Genomic DNA, 26,611 nt, shown 5'->3' on the forward strand with positions numbered 1-26,611 from the left:
GAAGCGTGGAGGTCCAGGGAGCCACCGTGAGGTGGACGCGGTGGCCCTCGCCGGCGCCGCGACCGGGGAGACCCGGTTCTCGCGAGACCCTCGTCCTCATCCATGGCGCCGCGGCGCACAGCGGGTGGTGGAGCGGGGTCGCTCCGATCCTTGCGGAGCGCCGGCCCGTGGTGACGCTCGACCTGAGCGGTCATGGGGCCAGTGACCATCGGTCGTGGTACGACGGTGACGTCTGGGCCGCCGAGGTGGCAGCGGTCGTCGACCGGACCGCAGGCGGGAGCGCCGTGCTCGTCGGCCACAGCATGGGCGGCCTGGTCGCCATCGCGACGGCGGCACGGACCCCTGAAGCGGTCGCCGGGCTGGTCATCGTCGATACCCGCCTGCCGCTGCGACGACCGCCGGGGCTGCCTCCGCTGTCAGCGCCGGTCCGGCTCTTCGCCTCGCCGGAGGAGGCCCTCGCGCGCTTCCGGCTGTTGCCGGCCGAGACCAGCGCGGAGCCGCGACTCCTCGACGCCGTCGCGCGAGCAGGCCTCGGCGAGACCGCCGGTGGCTGGCGCTGGCGCCACCACCCGCGAGCACGGCACCGCTTCACCACCGACAGGGTGCGCCGCGACCTCGCCGCGGTCTCGGCACCCATCGGCTACGTCTACGGCGACCGCAGCACCATGGGTGGCCCGGACTCCCTGGCGTGGCTCGAGGAGGTCCAGGGGCGTCGCATCGAGCGGGGGGTCGTTCCCGGCGCCTACCACCACGTGCCCCTGGACAGGCCGGTCGACTGCGCCGACGAGGTGGAGTCGGTGGTCAACCGCCTGAGGGTGCGACGGTAACGCGGTGGATAACGTGACCTTCGTAACTTCGGGGGCATGCGGATCAGTGCAGCGATAACCCAGGGTGCCGACTCCAGCTTCGAGATCCAGGAGGTCGAGCTCGACGAGCCCCGTCCCGACGAAGTGCTGGTACGCACGGTGGCGGTCGGACTGTGCCACAGCGACCTGAGCGCGCGGGGGATCTTCCCCGACGGCGCGGTGCTCGGGCATGAGGGGGCGGGTGTGGTGGAGGCCGTCGGATCGGCGGTCACGAGCCTGCAGGTCGGTGACCACGTCGTGATGAGCTTCGACAACTGTGGCCACTGCAAGCCATGCCTGCAGGGTCGGCCGTACCGCTGTCTGAACTTCGCCCCGATGAACTTCGGCGGCGTGCGGCCCGACGGCTCGCACGCGATCCACGTGGGTGGCGCGCCGGTCGGCGGCAACTTCTTCGGCCAGTCCTCCTTCGCCACGCACTGTCTCACCACGGAGCGCAACGCCGTCAAGGTCGACCCTGCACTGCCCCTGGAGGTGTTGGCACCGCTGGGCTGCGGTGTCATCACGGGCGCGGGGACGGTCCTCAACGCGCTGCGCCCGGAGGCCGGCTCCTCGCTGGTCGTCACCGGGGTCGGCGCGGTCGGCCTGAGTGCTCTGCTCGGCGCTGTCGTGTCCCGGGTCGGAACCCTGATCGCCGTCGATGTCGTTCCCGCCCGGCTCGAGCTCGCTCGCAAGCTCGGCGCGACCCACGTCATCGACGGTCGCGACGCGGATGTCGCCGAGCAGATCCGCGAGATCACGGGCGGTGGAGCGGACTACGTGGTGGAGACGAGCGGGGTTCCCTCCGTCGTCCGCACCGCCGTGACGTCGGTTCCCGAGGGCGGCTCGGTGGCGCTCGTCGGGATCGCCGACACCGCCGGCGAGCTCACCCTGGGGCACTACGACCTGATCATGGGACGGTCGGTGTTCGGCGTCACCGAGGGGAACTCGGTGCCGAAGCTGTTCATCCCGCGCCTCATCCAGCTCTGGCAGGACGGGCTCTTCCCGGTCGACGAGCTGATCCGGACCTACCGGTTCGCCGAGATCAACCAGGCGGTCTCCGACTCCCTGGACGGCACGGCGTGCAAGGCGGTCCTGACCTTCTGAGGCGGTGAGCGACCGGCTCGTGCGGCGTCGCATCGCAGGGCGGAGCCGGTGGCCGGGTGGCCGGGTGGCCGTCGCCGATCGCACGCGTGGCGCCCTACGATCTGCGCATGAGACTCGGTGTCGTCATCGTCCAGACCCGGCCGTGGCGCCAGCTTGCGGGCGACTTCCGGCTGATGGAGGAGATCGGGTACGACGCGGCGTACGTCTATGACCATCTCACCCACCCGACGGCCGCGGGCGGCTGGTTGGCCGACGGCTTCGCGACCCTGGCCGCTGCCGCCTCCGTCACCGACCGGATCGAGTTGGGCCCGCTGGTGGCCTCGGCGATGCTGCACTCGCCGGTCTCGCTGGCACGGCGGGCGGCCACGGTGCAGGACGTCTCCGGCGGACGGTTGATCCTCGGCGTGGGAGCGGGCTCCCCGCGCGAGCCGCTGGCGGATACCGGCACGCCGGTGACGACCCGCGAGATGAGCGAGCGCTTCGCCGACCTGGTCACCGGCCTGGACGCCGTCTGGGGCGGCGCGACCGCGTGGCAGGGCAGCGGCCGTTCCTTCGAGGGCCTGCAGACGCGCCCGCTGCCGGCGGGGGCGGCGAGGCCGTTCCTGCTGCTGGCCGCCCATGGCCCCCGGGCGCTGGCCCTGACGGCTCGCTACGCCGACGGCTGGAACACCTACGGCGGCTGGGAGGCCAGCCGGCTCGATCCGGCGGCCTACTGGGCCCTGGTGCGCGAGCAGTGCGAGCGCCTCGGTGATGCCTGCGAGCGGGCCGGCCGCGACCCGGGGACCCTGCGCCGCTCGCTGCTGCTCGGCTTCGGCACGGTGCGACCGACCTCCTCGGTGGCGGCCTACCAGGATGCGATCGGTCGCGCCGGCGAGCTCGGCTTCGACGAGCTGGTGGTCTACGGGCCGTTCGCGCTGCCGGCTGCCGACACCGCCTCCGACCTGGAGGTGCACGCGGAGGTGCTGGCTGGGCGCTGAGGGCGGGTGCCACGTCGTCACGGGATCTGAATAATCGCTCGATCTCGTGTATCTTGATATCAAGACGTTATTCCTGGGTGGTCGTCCCGAAGCAAGGGGAGCCTTACTTTTCCGCCCGTGACAGCAGGCGGCAGGATGGCGTCGAAGACTTCACAGCCCGTCGCTTGAACCTAGGAGATGTGAGCGTTGGCCAGTCAGGACAGCTTCGGTGCCAAGGGCACCCTGGACGTGGACGGCAAGTCCTACGAGATCTTCCGCCTCGATGCGGTCAAGGGTGAGGGCCTCGACGTCGCCTCGCTCCCGTTCTCCCTCAAGGTCCTCCTGGAGAACCTGCTCCGCACCGAGGACGGTGCCGACATCACCGCCGATGACATCAAGGCGCTCGCCGGCTGGGACAAGGACGCGGACCCGGACAAGGAGATCCAGTTCACGCCGGCGCGCGTGATCATGCAGGACTTCACCGGCGTCCCCTGCATCGTCGACCTGGCCACCCTGCGTGAGGCAGCTGCCGACCTCGGCGGCGACCCGACCAAGATCAACCCGCTCAGCCCGGCCGAGATGGTCATCGACCACTCCGTGATCGCCGAGGCGTTCGGTACGCCGGAGGCCTTCGCGAAGAACGTCGAGATCGAGTACGACCGCAACAAGGAGCGCTACCAGTTCCTGCGCTGGGGCCAGACCGCGTTCGACGACTTCAAGGTGGTCCCGCCGGGCACCGGCATCGTCCACCAGGTCAACATCGAGCACCTCGCCCGCACGATCTTCACCCGTGAGGTCGACGGCGTCCTGCAGGCCTACCCCGACACCTGCGTCGGCACGGACTCGCACACCACCATGGTCAACGGGCTCGGCGTGCTGGGCTTCGGCGTGGGCGGCATCGAGGCCGAGGCCGCGCTGCTGGGCCAGCCGGTCTCGATGCTGATCCCGCGAGTCGTCGGCTTCAAGCTCACCGGTGACCTGCCGGAGGGCTCCACCGCGACCGACCTGGTGCTCACCATCACCGAGATGCTCCGCAAGCACGGCGTGGTCGGCAAGTTCGTCGAGTTCTACGGCGCCGGCGTGTCCGCGCTGCCGCTGGCCAACCGCGCCACCATCGGCAACATGTCGCCGGAGTTCGGCTCGACCATCGCCATCTTCCCGGTCGACGAGGAGACCATCAACTACCTCAAGCTCACCGGCCGCAGCGAGGAGCAGCTCAAGCTGGTCGAGGCCTACGCCAAGGAGCAGGGCCTCTGGCTGGACCCCGCCGCCGAGCCGCGCTTCTCCGAGAAGCTCGAGCTGGACCTGTCGACGGTCGTCCCCTCGATCGCCGGCCCCAAGCGGCCGCAGGACCGCGTCCAGCTGACCGACGCCAAGACCTCCTTCCGTGGGGCGCTGGTCGACTACGCCGGCGACGTGCAGGACACCAAGGGGTACGACGAGGCGGTCGAGGAGACCTTCCCCGGCTCGGACGCGCCGTCCTACAGCGCCGGCAACGGCCGTTCCCCGGCGCCCGACAACCACCTCTCGGCCGCACCGAAGGACGGTGGCCGCGCGAGCAACCCGGTCGAGGTCACCCTGGAGGACGGCTCGAGGTTCGTGCTCGACCACGGCGCTGTCACGATCGCCTCGATCACGTCGTGCACGAACACCTCCAACCCCTCGGTCATGCTGGGCGCCGCCCTGCTGGCCAAGAAGGCGGTCGAGAAGGGCCTGGTCCGCAAGCCGTGGGTCAAGACCACGCTGGCCCCGGGCTCGAAGGTCGTCTCGGACTACTACGACAAGTCCGGCCTGACGCCGTACCTGGAGAAGCTCGGCTTCAACCTGGTGGGCTACGGCTGCGTGACCTGCATCGGCAACTCGGGTCCGCTCATCCCCGAGGTCTCGGCCGCTGTGCAGGAGAACGACCTGGCCGTCGTCTCCGTCCTGTCCGGCAACCGCAACTTCGAGGGCCGGATCAACCCGGACGTGAAGATGAACTACCTCGCGTCCCCGCCGCTGGTCATCGCCTACGCGATCGCCGGGACGATGGACATCGACCTGTTCCACGACGCCATCGGGCAGGACACGGACGGCAACGACGTCTTCCTCAAGGACATCTGGCCCACGCCGACCGAGGTCGAGGACGTCATCGCCTCCTCGATCACCTCGGAGATGTTCACCAAGGACTACGCCGACGTCTTCGCCGGCGACGAGACCTGGCAGAACCTGCCGACGCCCACCGGTGACACGTTCACCTGGGCCGAGGACTCGACCTACGTCCGCAAGGCGCCGTACTTCGACGGCATGTCCCTGACCGCCTCGCCGGTCACCGACATCGAGGGCGCCCGCGTCCTGCTCAAGCTCGGCGACTCGGTCACCACCGACCACATCAGCCCTGCCGGCAACATCAAGTCCGACTCGCCGGCCGGCCGCTACCTCGCCGAGCACGGCGTGGCGCAGCGCGACTTCAACTCCTACGGCTCGCGCCGCGGCAACCACGAGGTGATGATCCGGGGCACGTTCGCCAACATCCGGATCAAGAACCAGCTCGCCCCGGGGACCGAGGGTGGCGTCACCCGCGACTTCACCCAGTCCGACGCGCCCGTCGTCGCCGTGTACGACGCCTCGGTGAACTACCAGGCCGCCGGTGTCCCGCTGGTCGTCCTGGCGGGCAAGGAGTACGGCTCGGGCTCGTCCCGCGACTGGGCTGCGAAGGGCACCTCGCTGCTCGGGGTCAAGGCCGTCATCGCCGAGAGCTACGAGCGCATCCACCGCTCGAACCTGATCGGCATGGGTGTCATCCCGCTGCAGTTCCCGGCCGGTCAGAACGCCGAGTCGCTCGGTCTGAGCGGCGAGGAGACCTTCTCCATCTCCGGCATCACCGCCCTCAACGAGGGCACGACGCCGAAGACCGTCAAGGTGACCGCCACGGCGCCTGACGGCGGGGAGGGTGTGGAGTTCGACGCGGTGGTCCGGATCGACACCCCCGGCGAGGCGAACTACTACCGCAACGGCGGCATCCTGCAGTACGTGCTGCGCAACCTGGTCACCAGCAACTGAAGGTGATCGGCTGATCGCCCGCGCGGCCCGCTCCCGGACTCCGGGGGCGGGCCGCTGCGGTCTAGGGTGGCGCCATGCTCCTCGCCTTCAGTGTCGCGCCCACCACCGGTGACGAGAGTGGGGGTGTCGCCGAGGCCGTCGCCGCCGCCGTACGGGTGGTGCGCGCGTCGGGACTCCCGCACGAGACCACCTCGATGTTCACCACCATCGAGGGGGAGTGGGAGGAGTGCTTCGAGGTGGTGCGGCGCGCCACCGAGGCGGTGGTAGCCGTCGCCCCCCGGGTCTCGTTGGTGATCAAGGCCGACATCCGGCCGGGGTTCACCGGTCAGCTCCGGGCGAAGGTCGAGCGCGTGGACCGGATCCTCGGCGAGCAAAATCCGGCCTGAGAAGGTTTGCCGCCCGGCGGGCTGTGCAACGGGGATCTATGACCACATTGACTCGGGCAGCAGCCATCACGGCAACGACAGCGCTCCTCGCCGGCGGGACCGTCGCGGTCATCCAGACCTCGTCCGACGCCGCGCCCAAGGGCAGCACCTCCACCGGGGTGACGGTCACGGAGGGTGGCTGGGCCACCGTCACCGTCACCCTGCGCAAGCCGGCCACCAAGACGCTCAGACTGACCTGGAAGACCGTCAACGGGACCGCGACCGGCAAGGACTTCAAGAAGGTCAAGGCCGCCCACCTGGTGTTCTCGCGGGGGCAGATCGCCGCGACCGTGGCAGTGAAGACGCGCGACGACACCAAGGTGGAGTCCACGGAGTCCTTCTGGGTGAAGTTCTCCGGCAAGGGCATCAAGCTCGACAAGAAGCGGGTGATGGTCTCCATCACCGACAACGACAGTACGTCGGTCAGCGGCTCGGCGAGCGCCTCGCCGACGGGCACGGTGACCACCACCCTCAGCCCGGCGCCCCAGGTGCCCTGACCTTCGACCCGAACCCCGACCCTCGACCGCCCCGACCGGCCCCGGACTCCTCCGGGGCCGGTCGTTCCGGTCCGACCGGGCACACTCCTAGGCTGGGGCCATGGAGTCCGAGACCAGGTCCTACCGCACCGGCGACAGCGAGGTGGTGCTCGACATCACCGCCGATGCCCGGGAGTACGCCGCTGCTCGCGGTGACGGGCTGCTGCACCTGTTCGTGCCGCACGCCACGGCCGGCATCGCCATCCTCGAGACGGGGGCCGGAAGTGACGACGACCTGTTGGCGGCGCTGGATGACCTGCTGCCGCGCGACGACCGCTGGCAGCATCGCCACGGCTCCCGGGGGCACGGCCGCTCGCACGTGATGCCGGCGCTGATCCCGCCGTACGCGACCGTGCCGGTGCTCGGTGGCCGACTGACGCTCGGCACCTGGCAGAGCATCTGCCTGGTCGACCTCAACGTCGACAACGACGTGCGCGAGGTGCGGTTCAGCTTTCTCGGCTGACCAGCACCGCCGGCGCGGTGCGCTTGCGGCCGAGGACCCAGTAGGCGATCGAGCCCAGGGTGTTGACGCTGCCGAGCAGGCGCCAAATCGCCTTCGGGCCGCGGACGCCGGCCTTGGGGCGACGGTTGATGTCGCGCAGGGTGACCGCCGCCACGGCTGCCTGGACCGCAACGGCGGCGACGGTGAGACGGGCCTTCTGGGTGCTGTCGAGAGCCATGGCGCGAGTCTGCCACCCCGAGCCAGCGAGGGTTGCCTGGCTACCGTTGCGGCATGACGGACTTCGCCTGTGTCCTGCTCGTCGACAGCCGTGGCTGGGTGCTGCTGCAGGAGCGCGACGAGCACGCGCCGATCGCGCCCGAGCGTTGGGCGGCCAGTGGGGGCCACGTCGAGCCGGGGGAGTCGTTCCTGGAGGCGGCGGTGCGCGAGCTGCACGAGGAGACCGGCCTGGTCCTCGCCCCCGAGGAGCTGCAGCTGGTCGGCGTGTACGACATCCACCATGTGGAGCGTGCCAGCGACGATCGGATGGCGCTGTACGCGGCCTCCACCACGGCGACGGATGCGGACATCGTGCTCGGTGAGGGCCGCAGGATCGTCTTCGTCGACCCCGAACAGATCCTGGACCTGCCGTTGAGCGACTCCGCCCGCGCGGTCCTGCCGGGGTTCCTCGCCTCCGAGCTCTATGCCACGCTGCGGTCATGACCGGCCTCGAGGTGGTGCCCGTGCCCGCCCACGGCTGCGAGGACGTCGTCGTCGCGACGTCCGGCCCCGACGAGGGCTGCGTCTACACCGGCACCGCCGACGGCGCCGTGTGGCGGATCCGGTACGACGGCGGCCGCGTCGACCGGATCGCCGAGACGGGCGGTCGCCCGCTCGGCATCGAGCTGCATCCCGACGGCCGGCTGCTGGTCTGCGACTCCTCCCTCGGCGTGCTCCTGATCGACCCGCGCAGCGGGGCGGTGGAGCGACGCCTCGCCGAGGTCGACGGTCGGCCGATGCGGTTCTGCAACAACGCCGCCGTCGCCGCCGACGGCACGGTGTGGTTCTCCGACTCCTCCACCCGGTTCGGCCAGTCGCAGTGGAAGGACGACCTCGTGCAGAACACCCGCACCGGCCGGCTGCTGCGGCTGGAGCCGTCCGGGGACGTCCGGGTCGTGCTCGACGGCCTCGCCTTCGCCAACGGCGTCGCGCTGGCGCCGGACGGCTCGTTCGTGGCAGTGGCCGAGACGGGCGCGTGCACCGTCGTACGGCAGTGGCTCACCGGGGAGCGGGCCGGCACCCGCGACCTGCTCGTCGCCGACCTGCCGGGGCATCCGGACAACATCGCCACCGGGTCGGACGGATTGATCTGGGTGACGATCGCCAGCCCGGTCAACGCCGCCCTCGCCCGGCTGCAGCGAGCGCCGTCCTGGCTCCAGCGCGGAGCCACCCGGGTGCCGGAGTGGCTCCAGCCCAAGGTCGAGCCGAGCTGCCGCGTCCAGGCGTACGACGTGACCGGTCGCGTGGTGCACGACCTCCGGCTGCCGGCTGACCGCTACGCGATGGTGACCGGGGTGCGTGAGCACGACGGGACGGTGTGGCTCGGAAGCCTGGAGCAGCCGGCCGTGGCCCGGGTCGTCGGCCTCTCCTGAGGCGTCGTCGTAGACTGCCGGGCATGGGTGTCCTCGCGTCGTTGTCCTCGCCCCGCGATCTGCACGAGCTCTCCGACGACGAGCTGGCCCTTCTCGCCAGCGAGATCCGCGACCTGCTCGTCGAGACCTGCGCGAAGATCGGCGGTCATCTCGGTCCCAACCTCGGGGTGGTCGAGCTGACGATGGCGATCCACCGCGTCTTCGACTCGCCGGTGGACCGGATCGTCTTCGACACCGGTCACCAGGCCTACGTGCACAAGATGCTCACCGGCCGCGCCGGTGACTTCGGCGGCCTACGGCAGGAGGGCGGCCTCTCGGGCTATCCGAGCCGGACCGAGTCCGAGCACGACATCGTGGAGAACTCGCACGCCTCCACGGCGCTCTCCTATGCGGACGGACTGGCCAAGGCCTACCGCATCCGCGGCGATGCCCGGCACACCGTCGCCGTCATCGGCGACGGGGCGCTCACCGGCGGGATGGCCTGGGAGGCGCTCAACAACATCGCCGTGGCCAAGGACAGCCGGCTGGTCATCGTGGTCAACGACAACGGGCGCAGCTACACCCCGACGGTCGGTGGCCTGACCACTGCCCTCACGTCGTTGCGGACCAACCCGCGCTACGAGAAGGTGCTCGACCTGGTCAAGCGTCGGCTCAACGCGGTCCCGGGCGTCGGCGGCACCGCCTACGACGTGCTGCACGCGATGAAGAAGGGTCTCAAGGACGCGCTCGCCCCCCAGGGTCTGTTCGAGGACCTGGGTCTGAAGTACGTCGGCCCCGTCGACGGCCACGACCGCGAGGCGATGGAGCAGGCGCTGCGGCACGCCAAGGGCTTCGGTGGCCCGGTGATCGTGCATGCGATGACGCGCAAGGGCTTCGGCTACGACGCCGCCGAGAAGCACGAGGCCGACCAGTTCCACAGCCCCGGCCCGTTCGACGTCGCCACCGGTGCCGAGACACCCAAGGGCAGCATCTGGACCGACGCGTTCGCCGATGAGATCGTCGCGATCGGCGAGCGCCGGCGTGACGTCGTGGCCATCACGGCGGCCATGATGCACCCGGTGGGCCTGCACGGCTTCCAGGCGCGCTTCCCCGAGCGCACCTTCGACGTCGGCATCGCCGAGCAGCACGCCGCCACCTCGGCGGCCGGGCTCGCACTCGGCGGCCTCCACCCGGTGGTGGCGGTGTACGCGACGTTCCTCAACCGCGCCTTCGACCAGGTCCTGATGGACTGCGCGCTGCATCGCACGGGCGTCACGTTCGTGCTCGACCGAGCAGGCGTGACAGGCGACGACGGAGCCTCGCACAACGGCATGTGGGACATGTCGATCCTGCAGGTCGTGCCGGGCCTGCGGCTGGCGGCGCCGCGCGACACGGCGCGGTTGCGCGAGCTGCTCAACGAGGCGGTCGACGTCGACGACGCGCCGACAGTGCTGCGCTTCCCCAAGGGTGCTCCGCCTCAGGAGATCCCGGCGGTGGGTACGGCGGGCGGCTGCGACGTCCTGCTCCGCGACGGGACCAAGGACGTCCTGGTCGTCGGCGTGGGCGCCATGGCCGCCACCGCCGTGGAGGTGGGGGAGCGGCTGGTCGCTCAGGGGATCGGCGTGACCGTCGTCGATCCGCGCTGGGTCAAGCCGGTCGACCCGGCCCTGGTCGAGCTGGCGGCCGCCCACCGGCTGGTCGTGAGCATCGAGGACAACGGTGTCGTCGGTGGCGTCGGCTCGGTGCTGCTGCAGACGCTGGCCGAGGCTGGTGTCGGCACGCCGGTGCGACTGCACGGCATCCCGCAGGAGTTCCTCGACCACGCCAAGCGGGCGGCCATCCTGGAGCGGATCGGCCTGACTCCGCAGGCCGTCGCCCTCGACACGATCACCCGGCTCAGCGCGCTGGTGGACTCCGACACGGCGCCGTCGCTCTCCTAGCCGCCCGGGAGCGCTGTGGGGGTCCTCACGCGGACGGGTCCCCGCTGCCGGTCTCCGGTCTGGGAATATCGTGGGACGCGCCGACGCTGGCCCCGACGCCATGTGGAAGCGGAACAGTGTCAACCGGAAGTCCCAGGAGCAGGCCGTGTCGAGATCCAAGCTCGTGCATATCGTCGACGAGGTAGCGGAGCTCGAGGAGTTCGAGGGTCCGCTGACCATGATCCAGGTGCTGGACGGCTTCCTGGACGCGGGCAACGCGGCCGCTCGGGCGGTGCGGCATCTCGTCGAGGTCTCCGACGCCGCGCCGGTGGTGGCGACGTTCGACGTCGACGCCTTCCACGACTACCGCGCCCGCCGGCCGGCGATCTCGTTCGTGCGCGACCACTACGAGTCCTATGACGCCCCACGCCTGGTGGTGCGGCTCCTGCACGACGCGGGCGGTACGCCGTACCTGCTGCTGAGCGGTCCGGAGCCGGACAACCGCTGGGAGGCCTTCGCCAGGGCGGTCCGCGAGGTGGTCGAGCGCTTCGAGGTGGACAACGTGATCTCGCTCGGCTCGGTGCCGATGGCGGTGCCGCACACGCGGCCGCTGACGGTCACCCACCACGCGAACAACCCCGACCTGGTGCCCGAGGAGAGCCACTGGACCGGGGAGATCCGGGTCCCCTCCAGCGCCCAGGCGCTGGTGGAGGTCCGGCTCGGCGAGTGGGGTCACGACGCCCAGGGGTTCGTGGTGCACATCCCGCACTACGTCGCCCAGCTGGACTACCCGCAGGCGGCGGCGGAGCTGGTGGAGAAGGCCGAGCTCGCAGGCCGGCTGACCATCGATCTGACCGAGCTGCGGCTCGAGGCCGAGGCGCGGGCCGAGGAGATCGCCCGCTACCTCGCCGAGAACGAGGAGACGGCCCAGGTCGTGCGCGCCCTGGAGCAGCAGTACGACGCGTTCGCCCGTGCCGAGGAGCGCGGTTCCTCGCTGCTCGCGGAGAACCAGCCGCTGCCGACTGGGGACGAGTTGGGCCGGGAGTTCGAGCGGTTCCTCGCCGACCTCGAGGACCCGGACAAGGGCGAGGGGGAGAAGTGACCGAGGTGACCGATGTGACGGCGGCGACCGAGGTCGCCGACGCCGCCTCTCCCGGTCACTCGGTGATCGCGGACCGCAGCCCGGCCGAGGCGGTGGCCGACCTGCTCGCGGTCCTGGAGCTGGAGACGATCGACGACGACCTCTTCCGCGGGGCACCGGCGCCCAACGACCGCGGCCGGGCCTTCGGCGGACACGTGGCGGCCCAGACGCTGATGGCGGCGATCCGGACCGCCGGCGAGGGTTTCACGGTGCACTCGATGCACTCCTACTTCCTGCTCCCCGGCGACCCGATGGAACCGATCGTCTACGACGTGCAGCGCATCCGCGACGGGCGGTCGTTCCAGACGCGGCGCGTCGCCGCCCGGCAGCACGGGCGCGAGATCTTCTATCTCACGGCGAACTTCCAGCTGCACGAGGAGGGCTTCGAGCACCAGGACGCGATGCCTGCCGCGCTGCCGGCCGAGGAGGGCATCGACATGCGCGCCCTGATGAGCAAGGGACGCAACCGGGAGGGCGAGGCACTGGCGCGCGAGTGGGCGGCCGTGGATGCGCGGATCGTGGGCAACTCGATGATGGGTCTGGAGCCGGATCCGGCGCGACCCTCGCAGCAGCGGATGTGGTTCAAGATCGCCGCGGAGCTGCCCGCGGACCCCACCGTGCACCTCGGCGCCTTCACCTGGGCCTCCGACATCAGCCTGCTCAGTGCGTCCCTGGCGGCGCACACGCTGGACACCTCGCGGGTGCAGATGGCCTCGCTCGACCACACCATCTGGTTCCACCGTCCGTTCCGCGCCGATGAGTGGTGGCTCTACGACCAGGAGTCGCCGTCGGCCGAGAACGGCCGCGGGCTCTCCCTGGGTCGGGTCTTCTCGGCCGACGGGCGACTGGTCGCGACGGTGGCCCAGCAGGGGATCATCCGGCCGCCACGGACGTGACCGTCGGCGGGCGCGGACCCGGCCGCTCAGAGTGCGGACGTGCGTCCCAGCAGGTGCAGGGTGTCGCTGCCGCGCTTGTGCAGTGAGAACGCATGGCCGCCCTCGGTCGGCCGGCTGCCGTAGGCGACCGAGCTCGGCAGGAAGACCGGCTTCTTGAAGGCGACGTCGACGCGCACCGCATCGGGCAGCCGGTTCTCCAGCATCGCCACGCAGCGGGCCTTGGTCCACATGCCGTGCGCGATCTGCCGGGGGAAGCCGAGCGCCTTGGCCGTCAGAGCGGTCAGGTGGATCGGGTTGTAGTCGCCCGAGACAGCGGCGTACCGGCGGCCGAGGTCCGCCTTGAGCGGGAAGACGGGTCCGCTCGGAGGTACGTCGAGGAGCTCGTCGGGCCACGCCGCATCCGGGTTGCGTCGTCCGCGGCGCAGGTACGTCGACACCGATTCCCAGGCCGTCTCGCCGTCGGCGGCGACAGTGCTGGTGAGCTGCCAGGCGGTACCGACCGGATGCGGGATCGGGCTGCCCACCTCGACTCGCACCGTGAGCCTCTCGCCGATCGGGATCCGCCGGTGCTGGGAGATCGAGTTCTCCACGTGCACCAGGCCCATGGCGGGGACCGGGAACCGAGGGTCGGTGAGGATCGCCAGGTGCAGCGGCTGCGCGAGCATGTGGGGATAGGTCAGCGGCACGGTGTCCTTGATCGGGAAGCCGCAGAGCGCCGCGTACCTCTCGACCGGGGCGCGCTCCACCGTCACCGGCGGCCGCGTCACAGCGAAGCCGGCGGTGGCGTCCCGGTCCTTCCTGATGCCCGGCAGCTGCCCCACCAGGGGCAGCGCCGGCAGCGCGGCGCGCAGCAGCGCCGCCGGTCCGCCCTCGCCGGAGACCAGGGTGGCCTCGCTCTGCGTCGCCACCTCAGGCACCGAGCATCATCTGGCCGCAGACCCGGACCACGTTGCCGTTGACGCCGGTGGAGGCGGGCGAGGCGTACCACGCGATCGTCTCGGCGACGTCGACCGGGAGGCCGCCCTGCGCCATCGCGTTGAGCCGCTGGCCGACCTCGCGCGTCGCGAACGGTACGGCGGCGGTCATCTGGGTGACGATGAAGCCGGGTGCGACGGCGTTGATGGTGATGCCGTCGGCCAGCTCGCGGGTCAGCGCGTCGACGAAGCCGATCACGCCGGCCTTGGAGGCGGCGTAGCTGGTCTGGCCCAGGTTGCCGGCGATGCCGGCGATCGAGGCCACCCCGATGATGCGCCCGTTCGGGTTGATCACGCCCTGCTTCAACAGCTCGGCAGTGATCCGCTCGGGCGCCTCGATGTTGACCGCGAGCACCTTGCCGAAGCGCTCGGGGGTCTGGTTGGCGAGCTTCTTGTCCAGGGTGATGCCCGCGTTGTGCACCACGATGTCCACGCCGCCGTGCTTCTCCTGGAGCTGCTGGGCGATGCGCTGCGGGGCGTCCTTGGCGGTGATGTCGAGCGTCAGCCAGTCGCCGTCGAGCTCCTTCATCAGGTGCTGGAGCTCGCTGGCCGATGCGGGCACGTCGAGGCCGACGATGGTGGCGCCGTCGCGGTGCAGCACCCGGGCGATCTCCTCGCCGATGCCGCGGCCGGCGCCGGTCACGAACGCGACCTTGCCCTCCAGCGGCCGGGTCCAGTCGGCGACCTCGGCGGCCTTCTGCTCGCCGTGGGCGCCGATCCGCACCACCTGGCCCGACACGTACGCCGACTTCGGGCTGAGCAGGAAGCCGATCGTGCTGAGCAGGGAGTCCTCGTAGCCCTCGGCGACGTAGACGAGCTGGACCGTCCCGCCCCGGCCGATCTCCTTGCCGAGGCTGCGGGTGAAGCCCTCCAGAGCGCGCTGAGCCACCCGCTCGCCACCCTCGAGGAGCTCGGGCGGGGTCCCGATCACGACGACACGAGGGCAGGTCTGCAGGCTGCGCAGCACCGGCGTGAAGAACTCCTGGAGCGCCACGAGCTCCTCGATCGAGGTGAGCCCGGTGGCATCGAAGACGAGCCCCTTGTACTTCTGGCCCGCCGTCTGCTCGGTCGTCGTGGTCACGCCCAGGACGTCGAGGAGCCCCGGCAGCTCGTCGGCCAGCCGGCCGCTGCCGCCGACCAGGATCGTGCCCCGGACCAACGGGTCGCCGGCGGTGTACCGCTCGAGCTTCGTCGGCTGGGGCAGGCCGAGGTTCTTGACCAGCAGCTTGCCGATCGGGGTCTGGGTGAAGGCCTGGTACTTGTCGCTCATGCTCGGCTTCCTTGGTGGCGGACGCGTTGGACGGTACAGATGTAACTAGAGGTGTAACTCAGTGTCCACATTTCGTGGTGTCGCTCTCATACCCTTCTCTGCAAGAGACCTCGAGGCAAGGATGTACCCATGACCAAGACCACCCGCCGCGTCGCGATCATCGGCGGCAACCGCATCCCGTTCGCCCGCTCCAACGGCGCCTATGCCACCGCGTCCAACCAGGAGATGCTCACCGCGGCCATCGACGGCCTGGTGGACCGGTTCGGCCTGGCCGGCGAGCGCATCGGCGAGGTGGCAGCGGGCGCCGTGCTGAAGCACAGCCGCGACTTCAACCTGACGCGCGAGTCGGTGCTCGGCTCGAAGCTCGCGCCCGAGACCGCAGCCGTCGACCTCCAGCAGGCGTGCGGGACCGGCCTGCAGGCGGCGACGTACATCGCCAACAAGATCGCGCTCGGACAGCTCGAGTCGGGCATCGCGGGCGGCACCGACACCACCTCCGACGCCCCGATCGCGCTCGGTGAGAACCTCCGCAAGATCCTGCTGGAGGCCAACCGTGCCAAGACGACCTCGGCGCGGCTCAAGGCCCTGCTGAGGATCCGTCCGGGCGACATCGTGCCGAACATCCCGGCCAACGTGGAGCCGCGCACCCGGCTCTCGATGGGTGAGCACGCGGCGCTGACCGCGCTGGAGTGGCAGATCACCCGGGAGGACCAGGACGCGTTGGCGGCCGCCTCGCACCAGAAGCTGGCCGCGGCGTACGAGCGGGGCTGGTTCGACGACCAGATCACACCGTTCCGTGGGCTGGAGCGTGACAACAACCTGCGTGCCGACTCGACCGCGGAGAAGCTGGCCAAGCTCAAGCCGGTCTTCGGCCGGGGCGAGGCCGCCACCATGACGGCCGGCAACTCCACGCCGCTGACCGACGGTGCCTCGACCGTGCTGCTCGCCTCGGAGGAGTGGGCGCAGGAGCGCGGCCTGCCGATCCTGGCCTACTTCGTCGACGCGGAGGTCGCCGCCGTCGACTACGTGCACGGGGGCGAGGGGCTGCTGATGGCGCCGGCGTACGCGATGCCGCGGATGCTGGCCCGCAACGGGCTGACCTTCGACGACTTCGACTTCTTCGAGATCCACGAGGCCTTCGCCTCCCAGGTGCTGGCCACGCTGAAGGCGTGGGAGGACCCGATCTTCTGCAAGGAGCGGCTCGGTCTGGACGCCCCGCTCGGCTCGGTGCCGCGGGAGAAGCTCAACGTCAACGGATCCTCGCTGGCCGCGGGACACCCGTTCGCGGCGACCGGCGGTCGGATCATCAACAACCTGGCCAAGCTGCTCGACGAGAAGGGCTCGGGACGCGGCGTCATCTCGGTGTGCGCCGCCGGCGGTCAGGGCGTGACGGCCATCATCGAGCGGCCCTGAGGAGATCCTCCTCGACTCGGTCGAGGGGGGAGGCATCCGGCATCACGGGCGGGGGTACCTCCCGTCCGTGATGCCGTGGGGTGAGCCGAGCGCCGACGTGACCGGTCGGCAGCTGTTCGCAGGGCGCTACGAGCTCGGCCGGCTGCTCGGGACGGGCGGGTCCGGCGCGGTCTACCTCGCGCGCGACACCGTGCTGTGCCGCGACGTCGCGATCAAGCTGCTGCGCTCCGCCCGCGACGAGGTCGCCCGGGCCCGACTGCGGGCCGAGGCCCGCATCGCCGCCGCGCTGACCCATCCGGGGATCGCTCGGCTGCTCGACATCGGCGAGAGTCGAGGGGTCGACGGCGAGATCCCCTACCTGGTGATGGAGTACGTCGAGGGTCGCACGCTGCGGGACCTGGTCAAGTCGGGCGAGCGGCTGGGCGTCGAGCGGGTGCTGAGCATGCTGGCCCAGCTCGGTGAGGCGCTCGCCGTCGTCCATGCGGCCGGCATCGTGCACCGCGATCTCAAGCCGGGCAACATCATGCTGGCGCCGTCCGGCCGGACGGTGCTGCTGGACTTCGGCATCGCCCGCCACCACGATGGCGAGCCGCTGACCCTGACCGGGACCATCATCGGCACCGTCGACTACATCAGTCCCGAGCAGGCGTCCGGCGCCTCGGCCACCGGTGCCTCCGATCTCTACGCCCTGGGGACGGTGGCCTACGAGTGCCTCACGGGGGTGCTGCCGCTGAGTCGCGACACCCAGGTGTCCACCCTGATGGCGCACGCCGTCGCCCCCGTGCCTCCGCTGCCCCCGACAGTGCCCGCCGCGGTGCGTGAGCTCGTCGAGGCGATGGTCGCGCTCGACCCGTCCGTCCGGCCGAGTGCCGCGACGGTCGCCGCGCGTGCGCGCGCCCTGCTGCGCGAGGAGTCGGCCACTCGGGTCGTCGCAGTGCCGGGTCGCCGCGCGCCCGACTCTCCGGTCGAGCCTGGCCGCGCCGAAGGTCGTCGGCAGGGTTGGCGGGGTCGGCGGGGTCGGCGGCCGGCGCTCCTGATCGCGGGTGCGGCAGTGCTCGTCGGTACCGGTGCGTTCGTCGTGTTCGGCGAGGCCGGCGAGTCCGGTGCACCGGCGGCAGCAGGTGTCGCAGGTGCGGTGGGAGCCGGCGCCCCGACACCAGCCACGGCCGGCGCGACGTCGTCCACCGCGTCGGTTCCGACGACGGTGGCGTCGGGATCCACGGCGCGAGCGGTCGCGGACGCGACACCACGCTCCACCAAGGTGGTCGTGCACCATCCGGTCCAGGTGGCCCCCAAGCCGCACGCGAAGAGCTCGGGCCGGTCCACGAAGGCGTCGCACCCGGCGAAGGCCGAGGCGAAGAAGGCGCACCACCCGGCGAAGGGCAAAGCGAAGGGCAAGGCGAAGGGCAAGGCGAAGGCGCCGCACCCGCCGAAGGGCAAGCGCACCCGCTGACCGACCGAGACCGGTCCAGACCAGTGGGGACCGTTGGCGAGGTCGGGTGCATCCTTCTGGGGCCCGAGGTTACCTCCGGCGCATGCAGTCGTTGCGAGAGATCGGTGCCGACGTGCCCGGGGGAGAGCGCCAGGTGCGTTCCGTCCGGCGCCGGCACGTGATCGCCGCCATGCTGGCGCTGCTGCTGGCCCTGGTCGCCGCCGTGCTGCTGGTGCAGAAGGCCGACGAGCAGGCGACGCCGACAGCGCCCGCCGCTGTGCACCACCCGGGCATGTGACCCGCTGCCCGATCCGGAGGTGGGCCCTCAGCCCTTGGCGAGAGCGAGTGCGGCGGTGACGAGGTGGTCGCGGACCTGGTCGGGAGAGACGGTTCCGACGGTCGGTACGCCGGGGGAGGTCTCCGCTACCAGCACCCCGACATGGGCCAGCTGCAGCGCGCCGAGCCCGATGCCGTAGAGCATGTTGGCGAGCAGGGTGGAGTCCTCCACCGCGAACGCGCCGGCGGCGGTGCCGTCCTCCAGGAGTTGGCGCACCGGTCCCATGGCGCCCGCCATCGCTCGCCCGAGTCGGAACATCGCACTCTCGGAGATCTCGTCGAACAGCTCCGGCCCGCGCCGGCGCATCAGCGCGTGGGCGCAGTCGACGAAGGCGGGGTGGCGCACGCCGTACGCGACGAAGGCGCTCACGACGGCCCGCAGCCGCTCGGTGGCGTCGGCCTGGGTCGGGTCGGCGGCGACCAGAGCGGCGCGGAGCTCCTCGAGGTAGTCGACCAACGTGAGGGCGAAGATCTCCTCCTTGCCGGTGAAGTGCCGGTAGACGATCGCCCGATTGATGCCCACCGCGCGCGCGATGTCCTCGATCTGCGCGTCGCGCACCCCGCGCTGGTCGAAGAGGTCACGGGTCGCCCGGATGATCTCGGCCTCGCGCGCCCGGCGCCTGGCCGCGGCGGCCGACCGGCGGCCGTCCGGCGCCGTCTCGCCGGCGACACCCTGCACAGGTGCCTGGGCCGACGCCTCGGTGGGATCCGCCGGATCGGTCTGGGGGGGCATGGGTCCACTGTACGGGCTGTGCAACCCGGAGTTGCACCAGTGCCGGCTCAGGCCAGAGCGCGCACAGCATCGATCGGATCGGCCTCCTCGGGCCGCTTGTCGTCGCGATAGCGCACCACCCGCGCGAACCGGAGCGCGAGACCGCCGGGATAGCGGGTGGAGCGCTGCAGGCCGTCGAAGGCTATCTCGACGACCTGCTCGGGCCGGACGTGGACGACGTGTCCCTCGCGGTGGGTCTCCAGGGCGAGGAAGCGCTCGGTCTGCCAGGCCAGCATCTGGTCGGTCATCCCCTTGAAGGTCTTACCCAGCATCACCCAGCCGTCGGTGTCCGGGTCGCGCGCGGCCAGGTGGATGTTGGAGAGCCAGCCGTGGCGCCGCCCCGAGCCCCACTCGACGGCGACGACCACCAGGTCGAGGGTGTGCACCGGCTTGACCTTGATCCAGCCGGACCCACGCCGGCCGGCCTCCCAGGCGGCCTCCAGGGACTTGATCACCACGCCCTCGTGGCCGGCCCGCAGCGTCGCGGCGGCGAACGTCTCGGCGGCCTCGGCGTCGTCGGTGGTCAACCGCTCCACCCGGTGCTCGACGGGCACGATCGCGTCCAGCACCTCGAGCCGCTCGCGCAACGGCAGGTCGAGCAGGTCGCGGCCGTCGACATGCATCACGTCGAAGAAGTACGGCGCGACCCGGGCGCTCGCCGCGCCCCGGGTGGCGGTACGGGAGGCGGTCTCCTGGAACGGCCGCGGCCGGCCCGCGTCGTCGAGCGTCATCGCCTCGCCGTCCAGGACGCAGCGCCGCACCGGCAGCGACCGGGCCACCTCGACCACCTCGGGAAGCCGCGCCGTGATGTCGTCGAGCGTGCGGGTCGCGATCAGGACGTCGTCACCGTCGCGGTGCACCTGGATCCTGATGCCGTCGAGCTTGGCGTCGACGGCGACCGGCCCGGCGATCTTCGCCATCGCCTCGGCCACTGACGGAGCGCTGGCGGCGAGCATCGGCAGCACCGGGCGACCGACGACGAGGCCGACGCCGTCCAGGGCACCCTCGCCCTCGAACGCGAGCACGGCGATGGCGACGGTCGACCCGGCCAGCATCGCCGCCCGCCGCACCGCTGTGAGCGGAACGCCGGCGGCCACGGCGAGCGCCTCCTGGACCAGCGAGTCGAGGGCGCCCTGGCGCACCTCCCCGGTGACGACCCCGCGCAACCACGCCTGTTCCGCGGCGGTCGCGCGACCGAACAGGTCGGCCACCGCCGCCGATCGCGCCGCGCCGGATCCCGCTCCGGCCAGCAGGGCCATCCGGCCGAACGACTCGTGCACCTCCCGGACCCCGAGCGTCGGTGTGGGTGCCGGATCGGGCAGCGTCGCCAGCGAGCGCCAGCCCAGGCCGGTCCGCCGCTGGAGCAGCGCGCCGCCCAGGTAGGACACCACGATCGGCAGCTCGTCGCCCTCGGCCTGGGCCAGACAATCGGCCAGCGCGGCGACCTTCGCCTTGCGGGACCGGGTGGCCGCGACGGCGGCGGAGGTGTCGACGAGCGTGGCGAGCCGCATGGACCCATATAAGCCGAGAGCACCGACAATTCCACGCCTGCGTAGGGTGGTCGATCATGAGCCAGACCCGGGTGTGGGTCCCGCCGTACGACGTGGGCCTCGGTGCCCTGCTGATCCACCGGCGGGGGCCGGGCGACCCGACGTACCGCCTGCTCGACGGCGTGCACTGGCGTGGCATCCGCACGCCCGAGGGGCCGGCGACGCTGGCGGTCCGGGCGCGCGGCGCGCGTGGCGGGGAGGTCGAGGCGACCGCCTGGGGGGAGGGCGCCATGTGGGCGCTCGACAGCCTCCCCGGCCTGCTCGGCGGCGAGGACGACGCCGCCGGCTTCGAGCCGGAGGACGACCTGCTGCGAGCAGCGGTCCGCCACGTCGGCGTGCCCCGGATCGGGCGCACCGGTCTCGTGCTGGAGGCCCTGGTGCCGGCGATCCTGGAGCAGAAGGTCACCGGGCAGGAGGCGTTCGCCGGCTACCGCCGCCTGGTCACCACCTACGGCGAGCCGGCACCGGGACCCGCGGCCGCCGGGATCGGCCTACGCCTCCAGCCGAGCGCGGCGGTGATCCGCCAGGTGCCCAGCTGGTCGTGGCTGCGGATGCACGTCGACCCGGCGCGCTCCCGGGCCCTGGTGACGGCGGTCCGGGTCGCCGAGAGCCTGGAGCGCACGCTCGGTCTCCCCGGCGAGGAGGTCGAGCGCCGCCTGACCAGCCTGCCCGGCATCGGCGAGTGGACGGCCGCCGAGGTGCGACAGCGGGCGCACGGCGACCCGGACGCCGTCAGCTTCGGCGACTACCACGTCGCCAAGGACATGGGCTGGGCGGTGACGGGCGAGCCGTGGGACGACGACCAGCTCCGCGCGTTCCTGGCGCCGTACCGGCCGCATCGTGGCCGCGTGGTGCGGCTGCTCTACCGGGCGCGCGGCGGCCGCCCGCGTCGCGGGCCCCGGATGGCGCCGCGGACGCACCTTCCGTGACCGCCCGGCGCCCTCACAGGAACGGCCGCAGCGGCGCGAGCACGAACTCGGTGAACTTGCGGTGCACGTCGCGCGCCTGCCACTCGGCCATGGTCAGCTCGAGGCTGTTGGTGCAGTCGGTGGTGAAGATCTCCTCCATCGACTCGGCGAGGGCGTGGTCGATCACCTCGACGTTGATCTCGTAGTTGCCCGAGAGGCTGAGCCGGTCGATGTTCGCCGTACCGACGGTCGTCCAGCTGCCGTCGACCGTCGCCGTCTTGGCGTGGATCATCGCGTCGCGGAACCGGAAGATCCGTACGCCGGCCTCGAGGAGCTGGGCGAAGTAGCCGCGACTGATCCAGTCGGTGACGACGTGGTTCGACTTCAGCGGCACCAGGATGCGAACGTCGACGCCGCGCTGGGCGGCGATCTTGATGGCGTCCACGAAGTCCTGGTCGGGCAGGAAGTAGGCAGTGGTCAGCCAGATGTTGGTGGAGGCCTTGTTGATCGCCTCGAGGTACATCGCGCGGATCGGGAACATCATCAGCCGCGGCACGTTCCGGTGGAACCGCACCGTCGCCTCCCAGGCGCTCGGCGCCTCGATCAGCAGCGGTGGCTGCGAGGCGCCCAGCCGCTTGCGCCGGTTGAGGTTCCAGAAGTCGGCGAAGGCGCGCTTGAGGTCGACGACGCCCGGCCCGGTGATGCGCAGGTGCGTGTCGCGCCACTCGGTCGCGTAGGCAGTGCCGACGTTGTAGCCGCCGATGAAGGCGGCCTCCTCGTCGACCACGAGGATCTTGCGGTGGTCGCGGCCGTAGCGCCGGAAGTCGAAGAACCGCCAGCCGGCGGGATAGATCGGGTAGCGCAGCACCTTGATCCCGGCCGGCATCCGCTTGAACCGCGCCGGCACGACGAGGTTGGCGAAGGAGTCGAAGACGCAGTAGACCTCGACCCCGCGTGCGGCCGCGTCCATCAGGGCGATCTTGAACCGCTGGCCGACCTCGTCGCCCTTCCAGATGTAGCTCTCGAACAGCACCTGCTTCTGCGCGCCCTCGATCGCCCGGATCATGTCGGCGTACAGGTCCTGGCCGAAGGTGTACGTCGTGATCGTGCTCTCGCCGACGGCTGTCGCCCGCGGCGGTGTGACGGGGAACGGCTTGGGCCGCTTGCCGCGGCTGCGGTAGCCGTCGACCAGCGTCATCACGATCGCGAGCGCGATCGGGGTCAGGACGACGGTCAGGAGAGTACGGCGGACGACGCGGGCGAGCCGCTCTGGGTCGGGTGCTCTCACATCGCCAATCTAGGGCACGCGCCGGTGCGACGAGCCGCGACCGCCGTGGTGGTCGGGGCGGGCAAGGTTGTCGGGGGTGATGCGTAGGCTCTTGGTATGCGACCTGTGACCGATCTCGAGCGCCGGGTGGCGCCGTTCGAGGTCATCTCCGACTACCAGCCGAGCGGTGACCAGCCGGCGGCCATCGCCGAGATCTCGAAGCGGATCAAGGCCGGTGTGGAGGACGTCGTGCTGCTGGGTGCGACCGGCACCGGCAAGACCGCCACCGTCGCGTGGGTCACCGAGCAGCTGCAGCGCCCGGTGCTGGTGCTGCAGCCGAACAAGACGCTGGCCGCCCAGTTCGCCAACGAGCTGCGCCAGCTCTTCCCGGACAACGCGGTCGAGTACTTCGTCAGCTACTACGACTACTACCAGCCCGAGGCCTACGTCCCGCAGACGGACACCTACATCGAGAAGGACTCCTCGATCAACGAGGAGGTGGAGCGGCTGCGGCACTCGGCGACCAACTCGCTGCTCACCCGCCGCGACGTCATCGTGGTCTCGACGGTCTCCTGCATCTACGGCCTGGGCACGCCGCAGGAGTACGTCGACAGGATGATCCGGCTGCGCGTCGGCGAGGAGCACGACCGTGACTCGATCCTGCGCCGGCTCGTCGAGATCCAGTACACCCGCAACGACATGGCCTTCACCCGCGGCACGTTCCGCGTGCGCGGGGACACCTTGGAGATCTTCCCGGTCTATGAGGAGCACGCCGTCCGGATCGAGTTCTTCGGCGACGAGATCGAGCGCCTGATGTCCTTGCACGCCGTGACCGGCGAGGTGCTCACCGAGGACCAGGAGCTCTATGTCTTCCCGGCCACCCACTACGTCGCCGGTCCGGAGCGGATGGAGCGCGCGATCCGTGGCATCGAGCTCGAGCTGGAGGACCAGCTCGCCAAGTTCGAGCGCGAGGGCAAGCTGCTGGAGGCCCAGCGGCTGCGGATGCGCACCACCTACGACATCGAGATGATGCGCCAGGTCGGCTCCTGCTCCGGTATCGAGAACTACTCGATGCACATCGACGGCCGCAGCCGGGGGAGCGCGCCCAACTGCCTGCTCGACTACTTCCCCGAGGACTTCGTCCTCGTCGTCGACGAGTCGCACGTCGCGGTGCCGCAGATCGGCGGGATGTACGAGGGCGACATGTCGCGCAAGCGCAACCTCGTCGACCACGGCTTCCGGCTGCCGAGCGCCATGGACAACCGGCCGCTGCGCTGGGAGGAGTTCCTGGAGCGGATCGGCCAGACCATCTACCTGTCCGCGACCCCGGGCGACTACGAGCTCGACAAGGTCGGTGGTGACACCGTCCAGCAGATCATCCGTCCGACGGGTCTGATCGACCCCGAGGTGATCGTGAAGCCGACCAAGGGCCAGATCGACGACCTCATCCACGAGATCAAGCTCCGCACCGAGAAGAACGAGCGTGTCCTGGTCACCACGCTGACCAAGAAGATGTCGGAGGACCTGACCGACTACCTCCTCGACGCCGGCATCCGCACCCGCTACCTGCACTCCGAGGTCGACACCCTCAAGCGGGTGGAGCTCCTGCGCGACCTCCGCCTGGGCGAGTACGACGTCCTCGTCGGCATCAACCTGCTGCGCGAGGGCCTCGACCTGCCCGAGGTCTCCCTGGTGGCGATCCTGGACGCGGACAAGGAGGGCTTCCTGCGGTCGGACAAGTCGCTGATCCAGACCATCGGTCGAGCGGCGCGCAACGTGTCCGGCCAGGTCCACATGTACGCCGACCGCATCACACCGTCGATGGAGTCCGCGATCGAGGAGACCAACCGTCGCCGGGCGATCCAGGTCGCCTACAACACCGAGCACGGCATCGACCCGCAGCCGCTGCGCAAGAAGATCGCCGACATCACCGACATGCTCGCCCGCGAGGGTGAGGACACCGAGGCGCTGCTGCAGACCTGGGCCGGGACGGAGGCCAAGGGCCGAGCCGGCGGCGTGCGGAAGAAGTCGCCGACGCCGGTGCTCGGCGAGCGTGCCGTCGAGGCGCGCCAGCACGGCCTCGTCGGCCTTCCCTCCACCGACCTCGCGCAGCTCATCCAGGACCTCACCGAGCAGATGAAGGGCGCCGCCGCCGAGCTGCAGTTCGAGGTCGCCGCCCGCCTGCGCGACGAGATCGGCGACCTGAAGAAGGAGCTGCGCCAGATGATGGAAGCGACGAAGTGAGGAGCAGCGCGAGCGCCGGCGACCACATGAGGTAGCCGGCGCCGGGCTCCTGACGATCGCGGGCGCCGGCGACCGGTAGAGCGCCTGCTGGAGTGAGCGGTCGCGGCGCCTCGCAGGTGATTTCCGTCGGCCCGGCGCGAGCTCTAAAATCGAGTGGTGGACCCTGCCCCAGCCTCGCGAGCCTGGTTGGTCTGGGGCGTCGGCGTAGCGGTCTACCTGCTGGCGGTGTTCAATCGCAGCAGTCTCGCGGTGGCCGGGCTGATCGCGACCGATCGGTTCCACATCAGCGCAGGCCAGCTCTCCACGTTCGCGATGCTCCAGCTGCTCGTCTACGCGGGCATGCAGATCCCGGTGGGCCTGATGGTGGACCGGTTCGGCTCGCGGACCGTGCTCACCGGTGGCCTGCTGGTGATGAGCGCAGCGCAGACCGGGTTCGCGTTGGCGACGACCTACCCGGAGGCGCTGATCGCCCGCGTGTTCGTCGGGATGGGCGACGCGATGACCTTCATCTGCGTGCTGCGGTTGGTCAGTGCCTGGTTCCCGCTGCGGCGCATCCCCCTGGTCACCCAGCTGACCGGCAACGTGGGCCAGCTGGGCGCGCTGTTCGCGGCGGTACCCATGACGTGGGCGCTGAGCCACCTGGGTTGGCATGCGGCGTACCTGATCGCCGCCGGCGCCGGCCCGGTCCTCCTCGTGCCGATGCTGCTCTTCCTGCGCGACAGCCCCGGCTCGCGCCACCAGCGCGGAACGGCGCTCAGCCTGCCGGACCTGGGCCGCAACCTGCGCTCGTCCTGGGCCCAGCCCGGCACCCGGCTCGGCTTCTGGGTGCACTTCACCACGCCGTTCAGCGCGACCATGCTGGCGCTGCTGTGGGGCTATCCGTTCTTCGTCGAGGGCGAGCACCTCTCCGACGGCGCCGCCGGCAGCCTGTTGAGCCTGATCGTGGTCGCCAACATCGTCGCCGGCCCCGTCCTCGGCTGGCTGGTCGGTCGTCACCCCTGGCACCGATCCTCGTTGGCGCTGGTCATCGTCGCCGCGATCGTCCTGTGCTGGACCGTCGTCCTGCTGTGGCCGGGCCATGCGCCGTACTGGCTGCTCGCCCTCACCGTGTTCGTCGCCGGTTGCGGCGGTCCCGGCTCGATGATCGGCTTCGACGTGGGTCGGACCAGCAACCCGGGCCACCGTCTCGCCAGCGCGAGCGGCATCATCAACGTCGCCGGGTTCGTCGCGGCACTGATCACGATCGTCGCCGTGGGCTTCATCCTGGACTGGCGCACCCCGGGCGGCGGCACCGACTACACCGATGCCGCCTTCCACTGGGCGATGTCCTTCCAGTACCTCCTCTGGGCGCTCGGTGTCGCGATGATCCTGCGCCAGCGGCGGGTAGTCCGAGCGAGGGTGCAGCGGGCCTCGGTGGACTCCGGCGACAGCATGGTCCGGGCAGTCCTCTGACGCTCGTCGAGCCGTCACTCCGTGACCGTTGAGGCGTCAGGTTGTTCGGCTCGAGTCGG

24 protein-coding genes are annotated in these 26,611 nt (G+C 70.9%); 18 read left to right on the forward strand and 6 right to left on the reverse strand.

All coding sequences use genetic code 11. The annotated features are described in order from the left end of the window. Positions 1 to 26 precede the first annotated feature (26 nt). From P5P86_RS10060 to P5P86_RS10090, 7 genes are all read left to right on the forward strand, one after another. Positions 27 to 827, forward strand: coding sequence for an alpha/beta fold hydrolase (locus tag P5P86_RS10060; RefSeq protein WP_280611198.1), 801 nt, complete (start codon positions 27 to 29; stop codon positions 825 to 827). Positions 828 to 863: 36 nt separating this feature from the next. Continuing rightward, positions 864 to 1,949, forward strand: coding sequence for an NAD(P)-dependent alcohol dehydrogenase (locus P5P86_RS10065; RefSeq protein WP_280611199.1), 1,086 nt, complete (start codon positions 864 to 866; stop codon positions 1,947 to 1,949). Positions 1,950 to 2,056: 107 nt separating this feature from the next. Next, positions 2,057 to 2,926, forward strand: a complete 870-nt coding sequence (locus P5P86_RS10070) for an LLM class flavin-dependent oxidoreductase (RefSeq protein ID WP_280611201.1) — start codon at positions 2,057 to 2,059, stop codon at positions 2,924 to 2,926. A gap of 186 nt (positions 2,927 to 3,112) precedes the next feature. After that, positions 3,113 to 5,947: an aconitate hydratase gene (locus P5P86_RS10075; RefSeq protein WP_280611202.1), complete on the forward strand. Its 2,835-nt coding sequence runs from the start codon at positions 3,113 to 3,115 to the stop codon at positions 5,945 to 5,947. Between the two features lie 74 nt (positions 5,948 to 6,021). Beyond that, the gene (locus tag P5P86_RS10080; protein WP_280607305.1) at positions 6,022 to 6,333 is read left to right on the forward strand and encodes a thiamine-binding protein; all 312 of its coding nucleotides are present in this window, start codon (positions 6,022 to 6,024) and stop codon (positions 6,331 to 6,333) included. A 38-nt stretch (positions 6,334 to 6,371) separates the two neighbouring features. Then, a complete protein-coding gene (locus tag P5P86_RS10085; RefSeq protein ID WP_280607306.1) occupies positions 6,372 to 6,869 on the forward strand; it encodes a Calx-beta domain-containing protein in 498 nt (165 codons plus the stop codon). Between the two features lie 100 nt (positions 6,870 to 6,969). Continuing rightward, positions 6,970 to 7,371, forward strand: a complete 402-nt coding sequence (locus P5P86_RS10090) for a YjbQ family protein (RefSeq protein ID WP_280607307.1) — start codon at positions 6,970 to 6,972, stop codon at positions 7,369 to 7,371. Here the strand turns inward: P5P86_RS10090 and P5P86_RS10095 are convergent. After that, positions 7,355 to 7,588 (reverse strand): hypothetical protein, encoded by a 234-nt coding sequence (locus P5P86_RS10095; protein ID WP_280607308.1) that lies wholly within the window; start codon positions 7,586 to 7,588, stop codon positions 7,355 to 7,357. The genes P5P86_RS10090 and P5P86_RS10095 overlap by 17 nt on opposite strands. A 53-nt stretch (positions 7,589 to 7,641) precedes the next feature. Here P5P86_RS10095 and P5P86_RS10100 point away from each other — a divergent pair, with 53 nt between their 5' ends. The 5 genes from P5P86_RS10100 (at position 7,642) to P5P86_RS10120 (ending at position 12,934) form a co-directional block, all read left to right on the forward strand. After that, entirely contained in the window at positions 7,642 to 8,070 is a 429-nt protein-coding gene (locus P5P86_RS10100; RefSeq protein ID WP_280607309.1) for an NUDIX domain-containing protein, read from the forward strand. Beyond that, complete coding sequence (locus tag P5P86_RS10105) at positions 8,067 to 8,999, forward strand: SMP-30/gluconolactonase/LRE family protein (protein WP_280607310.1); 933 nt, start codon at positions 8,067 to 8,069, stop codon at positions 8,997 to 8,999. Before P5P86_RS10100 ends, P5P86_RS10105 begins: the two co-directional genes overlap by 4 nt. A 23-nt stretch (positions 9,000 to 9,022) precedes the next feature. Then, complete coding sequence (dxs, locus tag P5P86_RS10110; RefSeq protein WP_280607311.1) at positions 9,023 to 10,918, forward strand: 1-deoxy-D-xylulose-5-phosphate synthase; 1,896 nt, start codon at positions 9,023 to 9,025, stop codon at positions 10,916 to 10,918. A gap of 145 nt (positions 10,919 to 11,063) precedes the next feature. Next, a complete protein-coding gene (locus P5P86_RS10115) occupies positions 11,064 to 11,999 on the forward strand; it encodes a PAC2 family protein (protein ID WP_280607312.1) in 936 nt (311 codons plus the stop codon). Next, entirely contained in the window at positions 11,996 to 12,934 is a 939-nt protein-coding gene (locus P5P86_RS10120; RefSeq protein WP_348537897.1) for an acyl-CoA thioesterase, read from the forward strand. The genes P5P86_RS10115 and P5P86_RS10120 overlap by 4 nt, the downstream gene beginning before the upstream one ends. Positions 12,935 to 12,960: 26 nt before the next feature. Here the strand turns inward: P5P86_RS10120 and P5P86_RS10125 are convergent, their stop codons facing one another. Then, positions 12,961 to 13,851, reverse strand: coding sequence for a MaoC/PaaZ C-terminal domain-containing protein (locus tag P5P86_RS10125; protein ID WP_280607313.1), 891 nt, complete (start codon positions 13,849 to 13,851; stop codon positions 12,961 to 12,963). Continuing rightward, positions 13,844 to 15,178 (reverse strand): 3-oxoacyl-ACP reductase, encoded by a 1,335-nt coding sequence (locus P5P86_RS10130; protein ID WP_280607314.1) that lies wholly within the window; start codon positions 15,176 to 15,178, stop codon positions 13,844 to 13,846. The genes P5P86_RS10125 and P5P86_RS10130 overlap by 8 nt, the downstream gene beginning before the upstream one ends. 129 nt (positions 15,179 to 15,307) lie before the next feature. Between P5P86_RS10130 and P5P86_RS10135 the strand changes: the two genes are divergently transcribed. The 3 genes from P5P86_RS10135 (at position 15,308) to P5P86_RS10145 (ending at position 18,321) form a co-directional block, all read left to right on the forward strand. Next, the gene (locus P5P86_RS10135; protein WP_280607315.1) at positions 15,308 to 16,591 is read left to right on the forward strand and encodes an acetyl-CoA C-acetyltransferase; all 1,284 of its coding nucleotides are present in this window, start codon (positions 15,308 to 15,310) and stop codon (positions 16,589 to 16,591) included. Between the two features lie 70 nt (positions 16,592 to 16,661). After that, entirely contained in the window at positions 16,662 to 18,044 is a 1,383-nt protein-coding gene (locus P5P86_RS10140) for a serine/threonine-protein kinase (protein WP_280611245.1), read from the forward strand. An 82-nt stretch (positions 18,045 to 18,126) separates the two neighbouring features. After that, on the forward strand, positions 18,127 to 18,321 hold the full coding sequence (locus P5P86_RS10145; protein ID WP_280607316.1) for a hypothetical protein: 195 nt from the start codon (positions 18,127 to 18,129) through the stop codon (positions 18,319 to 18,321). A 27-nt stretch (positions 18,322 to 18,348) separates the two neighbouring features. Here the strand turns inward: P5P86_RS10145 and P5P86_RS10150 are convergent, their stop codons facing one another. Both P5P86_RS10150 and P5P86_RS10155 read right to left on the reverse strand, forming a co-directional pair. After that, positions 18,349 to 19,092 carry a TetR/AcrR family transcriptional regulator gene (locus P5P86_RS10150; protein ID WP_280607317.1) on the reverse strand — a complete coding sequence of 248 codons (744 nt, stop codon included), beginning with the start codon at positions 19,090 to 19,092 and terminating at the stop codon, positions 18,349 to 18,351. A 47-nt stretch (positions 19,093 to 19,139) separates the two neighbouring features. Beyond that, positions 19,140 to 20,642 carry an ATP-dependent DNA ligase gene (locus tag P5P86_RS10155; protein WP_280607318.1) on the reverse strand — a complete coding sequence of 501 codons (1,503 nt, stop codon included), beginning with the start codon at positions 20,640 to 20,642 and terminating at the stop codon, positions 19,140 to 19,142. Positions 20,643 to 20,698: 56 nt separating this feature from the next. On the opposite strand from P5P86_RS10155, the gene P5P86_RS10160 reads away from it, so the two are divergent. After that, positions 20,699 to 21,610, forward strand: a complete 912-nt coding sequence (locus P5P86_RS10160; protein WP_280607319.1) for a DNA-3-methyladenine glycosylase family protein — start codon at positions 20,699 to 20,701, stop codon at positions 21,608 to 21,610. Positions 21,611 to 21,623: 13 nt separating this feature from the next. Here the strand turns inward: P5P86_RS10160 and P5P86_RS10165 are convergent, their stop codons facing one another. Then, the gene (locus tag P5P86_RS10165; protein WP_280607320.1) at positions 21,624 to 22,877 is read right to left on the reverse strand and encodes a phospholipase D-like domain-containing protein; all 1,254 of its coding nucleotides are present in this window, start codon (positions 22,875 to 22,877) and stop codon (positions 21,624 to 21,626) included. 96 nt (positions 22,878 to 22,973) lie between these two features. Here P5P86_RS10165 and uvrB point away from each other — a divergent pair, with 96 nt between their 5' ends. Continuing rightward, the gene (uvrB, locus tag P5P86_RS10170; RefSeq protein ID WP_280607321.1) at positions 22,974 to 25,100 is read left to right on the forward strand and encodes an excinuclease ABC subunit UvrB; all 2,127 of its coding nucleotides are present in this window, start codon (positions 22,974 to 22,976) and stop codon (positions 25,098 to 25,100) included. 156 nt (positions 25,101 to 25,256) lie between these two features. After that, positions 25,257 to 26,552 carry an MFS transporter gene (locus P5P86_RS10175; protein WP_280607322.1) on the forward strand — a complete coding sequence of 432 codons (1,296 nt, stop codon included), beginning with the start codon at positions 25,257 to 25,259 and terminating at the stop codon, positions 26,550 to 26,552. Positions 26,553 to 26,611: the final 59 nt, after the last annotated feature.

It is taken from the genome of Nocardioides sp. BP30 (assembly GCF_029873215.1).
Taxonomy (GTDB): Bacteria; Actinomycetota; Actinomycetes; order Propionibacteriales; family Nocardioidaceae; genus Nocardioides.